Origin of the sequence: Nocardioides guangzhouensis, from assembly GCF_004519545.1 — a bacterium.
In the GTDB taxonomy this organism is placed as follows: domain Bacteria; phylum Actinomycetota; class Actinomycetes; order Propionibacteriales; family Nocardioidaceae; genus Nocardioides; species Nocardioides guangzhouensis.
On the sequence record NZ_SDKM01000116.1, the window covers coordinates 1 to 1,091 of the forward strand.

Below are 1,091 nucleotides of genomic sequence, written 5' to 3' on the forward strand. Positions count from 1 at the left end.
CTCGCTGGCGCTCGCTCCTCAACCACCGAGGTGGCCGAGACGCTCGTCTGCGCTCGCACCTCAACCGGCGGAGGCGGCCCCATGACCTGCGCTCGCACCTCAACCGGCGGAGGCCGCCCATGATCACCAGACTGCTCGTGGCCAACCGGGGCGAGATCGCCCGCCGGGTGTTCGCCACCTGCCGCCGGCTCGGCATCGAGACGGTCGCGGTCCACTCCGACGCCGACGCGGGACTGCCGTTCGTGCGCGAGGCCGACGCGGCGTACCGCCTGCCCGGCAACGCACCCGCCGACACCTACCTCCGCGCCGACCTGGTGGTCGAGGCCGCGCGGCGGACCGGTGCCGACGCGATCCACCCCGGCTACGGCTTCCTCTCCGAGAACGCCGACTTCGCCCGCAAGGTCGAGGCGGCCGGGCTGACCTGGGTCGGGCCGGACCCCGAGTCGATCGAGCGGATGGGCTCGAAGGTCGAGGCCAAGAAGCTGATGGAGGCGGCCGGCGTACCGGTGCTCGGCAACCTCACCCCCGACAGCGCCACCGAGGCCGACCTGCCGCTGCTGGTGAAGGCCTCGGCCGGCGGGGGCGGCCGCGGCATGCGGATCGTCCGGTCGCTCGCTGCGCTTCCCGCCGAGGTCGAGAAGGCGTCGGCCGAGGCCGAGTCGGCGTTCGGCGACGGGACGGTCTTCGTCGAGCCGTACGTCGAGTCCGGACGCCACGTCGAGGTGCAGGTCGTCGGCGACGGCGCGGGCGGGGTGCTGGTCCTCGGCGAGCGCGACTGCTCGATCCAGCGCCGGCACCAGAAGGTGGTGGAGGAGTCGCCGGCACCCGACCTCGACCGTGCGGTCGCGGCGCAGATGCACGAGGCCGCGCGGGCCGCGGCTGCCACGATCGAGTACCGCGGCGCCGGCACCGTCGAGTTCCTCTACGATCCGGCCACCGAGCGGTTCTTCTTCCTCGAGATGAACACCCGGCTCCAGGTCGAGCACCCGGTCACCGAGGCGGTGTTCGGGGTGGACCTGGTGGAGCTGCAGCTGCGGGTGGCCGAGGGTGCGTCCCCGCTCGGAGGTTTCGAGACGCTCGCTGGCGCTCGC

General features: G+C 73.4%; 1 protein-coding gene. It reads left to right on the forward strand.

The features are described 5' to 3' along the window. Nucleotides 1-119: 119 nt before the first annotated feature. A partial coding sequence (locus tag EKO23_RS24700; RefSeq protein ID WP_134721240.1) for an ATP-binding protein occupies nucleotides 120-1,091 on the forward strand: 972 nt, incomplete at its 3' end.